Below are 4,212 nucleotides of genomic sequence, written 5' to 3'. Positions count from 1 at the left end.
AAAAACTCATTACAAATGTCTGTATGACCGGGAATACAATGACAAGGGTATAAATAAGTAATAAGGGAGTGGTAAAAATGAAAAATGCTTTCTTATTCTTAACAAAAGTATTCAATTGCCTCACCTTTACGAAAATGAACCGGTAACAATCAATGCAGTATTGATAGTTACCAGTTTTAAATGCTTCTTTTTTTAATTATTTCTGATTTGGATTATTGGTTATCGGCAATGGTTTTAGCCATATAGGCAATAAACTCATCCGCAGTAATGGCATTAGCCAGCAGAGACTGATGATTGTCATTGAGAGCTGAACCAATTTCCTGATTGGGAATATTCCAGGGAAAATAGGTTGTGGATTGAAACTTGCTGATTTCATCAGAGTATTTCTGAGCCGCAGGATGTCGTGGTTTCTCAGGAGTTACTTCATAGGTCATGGGGTTGGCTGTTCCGAACAATTCAACACTGGCTATGGCCCTTTCCTTACAGTACTCGATGGCTATTTCAGTAGACAATTCAACATTGGTGCCTTTGGGATTGACTGTCCATCCACCCTGAGAAGAACCACCGGAACGGACATAGCGGGTCTGATCTTCTTTCCCTGCTTCTGCAAAGGGATTGTCCAGGTAGTTGAAACCTTCTCCATAGGAGGCCACGTCAAGAAGGTACCAGGTTCCGTTTCCTATCATGGCGGCTTTGCCTGTTTTAAATAGTTCAAAAGCCTGTGATGCATTTGTGGCAAATGAGCTTTTTCCAATAAATCCGGCATTAACCAGCTCTACAATCTGGTTTGCTGCTTTCACATATCCTGCATCGGTAATCTTGGCAGAACCATCCATTAAGGCCTTGACGCCGCCGGGATTGTATCTTGAGGCAAGGCTGTCAAAAAGCATGATCCCGGGCCAGGGCTGTGCACCGAACAGTGCGAGAGGGATAATCTTGTTTTGCTGAAAAACTTTAGAAGCGGCCAGCAATTCATCATAATTTGTAGGGAGTTTGACACCATTTTCTTTGAATACTTTTTCATTGTAATAGATGAGGAAGTTCCTCGGAGCTTCAAAGTTCATCGCATAAGTATGGCCATCGGTGTTGACCAGAGAACCTAATGTGGTCGCATTCACATCTTTCATGACGCCATATTTTTCCATACCGGCTTCCAGGGGAGCAATATCACCCGATTTCAGAAATGTATTGATTATTGATTCACCGGTAACTTCATAAATATCCGGCAGTTTGCCAACGGCTGCCATCGTTTTCAGTTCCACACCCGTGGCATCTACTCTGTGAATGATTTCAATTTCTACAGGGTATTTTGCTTCCACTCTGGCTACTGCCTGGTCTACGATGACTACCGCTTTGTCAGCATAGTAGGTGTAGAGTCTGATGGGTGTTTTTCCAGCTGTGACAGCCTCTTCTTTCTGCCCTGCGGCCCACAGTGTTGCGGTGAGCAGACTGATCATTAACACCATACCCAAAATTCGTTTCATAATGTCTTCCTCTTTTTTAAGTTTTATCAAATGACATACAGATGATGGTTTATTGTAAGCGCGGAATTTTTGATCGGTAAATGCAAAATCAGGGACAAATATGTAATTCCTGAACACATTCATCCCATTTTTTTAATTATTTTCTTAGAATCTAATTTGAAATTTCAAATTCTTTGGGCGAAATCCCTACATATTTCTTAAAACTCTTACTAAAATAGGAAGCGTCCTCATACCCTATCATCGAGGCAATTTCCGAATGTCTGTATCTCTTTTTATGCAGAATCTCTTTGGCTTTCTGCATCCGGTATCCAATGATATATCCGTTAATTGTATCTCCGATTTCTTTCCGGAATACGCGCCTCAGATAACTGACTTCATAGTTCAGTTCCTCAGCAATCATGGTGATGGAGAGCTCTGAATCGGCATATTTTTGTTCAATAATTTTGACGCAGCCCCGTGCCACTTTTTGCGATTTTGTTACCTTGCCTGTCAGAACATTCTGCAGGGCTGATTGATAAAAACTGATGACATCATGCTTAATTTGATCAATATTCCTGTTATTGAAGATGATTTTCATATCTCCCTGATCCAACAGGTTCTGCAAATCATTGTTTTTTTCGATCATCATCGAATAACACAGAGAAATCAGCCCATTACTTATTTTTAGCAAATTATCATATTCTACATTCTCTTTTACTAATTGCTGAAAAATGAGATCTATCTGTTCCTTGACTTTTCGGCTGTTTCCCTTTCTCAATGAAACTAGGAGATTTTCAAGATCCTTTGAGGAGTAAAAATATCTGGTTTTGTCACTTTGTGCTATTTTATATTTCTTGATTCCTTTTTCACCGAATATAATGCCGTTGTTAACAGTCTCGGTTGCTTCCTGCAACGATTTTCCTATAGTCAGAATGTCTCTGTTACACCTGCTTATACCAATTAAGGTTTCAGACCAGGGGGATTGTTTTTCTATGAGATAATTTTGCAATATGGTGGCCAATTCATTCCCGGTGGTCATTTCCTCGGTCATTGAAAAACAGATGATGCGTTTTATCCCGCTTTTAATAAAGATTATTTTGTCGGGATTCCGGCAGAATCCGGTCAGGCTGTTTATAGCCTCCTGGCTTTTGTCCTCACTCTTGTTATATATGACGGCGATCTCAAATATCTTATTATCAAAATCATAATAACTTCTTGCCAGGCTGAAATTCTCCTGAATGGGGTTGGTGAGCATATTGTAGAGAATCGCATTTCTATTCCTGGTTCTGTTCTGGTTCTCTAGTGTTAGCTGATTCTTTATACGAAGGAGGGCAAGTTCCAGCTCATTGATATCAAATGGCTTTAACAGATAGTCTTTGACATCATGTTTCATGCTTTTTCTCACAAATTCAAATTCATCACTGCCGGTACTGATGATCATTGAGACATCCAGATTATTCTCGCTTATGTGTTCCGCCAGACTCATGCCGTCCATGAGAGGCATGATAAGGTCCAGCAGTATAATCTGAGGTTGTAACTCTTTGATTTTTATCAGGGCTTCTGTTCCGTCTGACGCTTCTCCGCATACCTCTATGCCCAGCTTCTGCCAATCTACAGTTTCCCGGATATGCTCTCTGGCTAGAGGTTCATCATCAACAATCAGAACTCTAAACATTTATACTTTCCTCTTTATTAAATCCTATTCTGATACTGACTGTGGTGCCTGCATTCGGCTCACTTCTCATGGTGATTCCATAATCAGGGCCGTAATATAGTTTTAATCTTTCATCTATATTGATGATTCCAAATGATTTTGTAAGATTCATATCAATGGATTTAGCCAGGGTTTGTTCTATTTGTTCCCGGCTCATGCCTACACCATTGTCAGAAACTTCAATGAGAATGGCATCCTTCTCCTTCGATCCTGTTATTTCAATGACTCCCTTTTCCTTTTTGACTTTTAACCCGTGATAGATGGCATTTTCGACAAGAGGCTGTATGGTAAATTTGGGGATTGTATAGTCTTCAATGGTGCCTTTTAAAGCTATCCGGAAATCGAAAATATCAGGATACCGAATTTTCTGGATATACAAATATTTTTCAACCAGTTCCAGTTCTCTTTTGAGGGGGATGATTTCATCTCCCTTGCTTAAGGCAATACGATAAAAATCGGCAATGTTTTTTGTGGCTTTTATGACTTCTTCTGTTCTACCCAACGAAGCCAGGCGGTAAATGATATCCAGAGTGTTGTAAAGAAAATGCGGTTTCACCTGGGCCTGTAACAGGGCCAGTTCATATTCCCTTTTTTTCTTTTCATTTCGGTCAATCTTGCGTAACAGTTCTTTATTTCGATCAATCATGCTGTTGAAGCTGTCATTCAATATTCCGATTTCATCGGCACGTTCGGCGATTTTATACTTTACCAGATTACCATCTTCCAGGGTTTTGATATGATTCGTCAGGTCTGTCAAAGGACTTGTAATGGTTTGAGATAATTTAATAGTACTGACAAGTGCCAGGAGAAATACAAAAGCACCAATGAGTATTAGAGTATAGGTCATTTTTCTGACATCCTTTGTCAGTTCTTTAAGAGGAATGAAACTGATGACAATCCAGCCGGTATTGGGAATTATTTTTGAATTAATGAGCATTTCCTGTCCGTCCGAAACTCTAATGTTTTGAGGGTCCTGATTCTCTGTCAGAAGAGTCTCAATGTCAATTTGTTCAGAGATATCCTCCCTTGTATTAG

The 4,212-nt window shown here is 39.8% G+C and carries 3 protein-coding genes; all 3 read right to left on the bottom strand.

Annotation, left to right across the window (positions count from 1 at the left end; all coding sequences use genetic code 11):
- Positions 1-212: 212 nt before the first annotated feature.
- Positions 213-1,484, bottom strand: coding sequence for an ABC transporter substrate-binding protein (locus PF479_RS13605; protein WP_298007520.1), 1,272 nt, complete (start codon positions 1,482-1,484; stop codon positions 213-215).
- Positions 1,485-1,635: 151 nt separating this feature from the next.
- Entirely contained in the window at positions 1,636-3,138 is a 1,503-nt protein-coding gene (locus tag PF479_RS13600; RefSeq protein ID WP_298007518.1) for a response regulator, read from the bottom strand.
- On the bottom strand, positions 3,131-4,212 hold a 1,082-nt coding region (locus PF479_RS13595), incomplete at its 5' end, for a sensor histidine kinase (protein WP_298007517.1). The genes PF479_RS13600 and PF479_RS13595, both read right to left, overlap by 8 nt.

This window comes from Oceanispirochaeta sp. (assembly GCF_027859075.1).
Taxonomy (GTDB): domain Bacteria; phylum Spirochaetota; class Spirochaetia; order DSM-2461; family DSM-2461; genus Oceanispirochaeta.
This window is presented reverse-complemented; position numbering and strand designations above follow the sequence as displayed.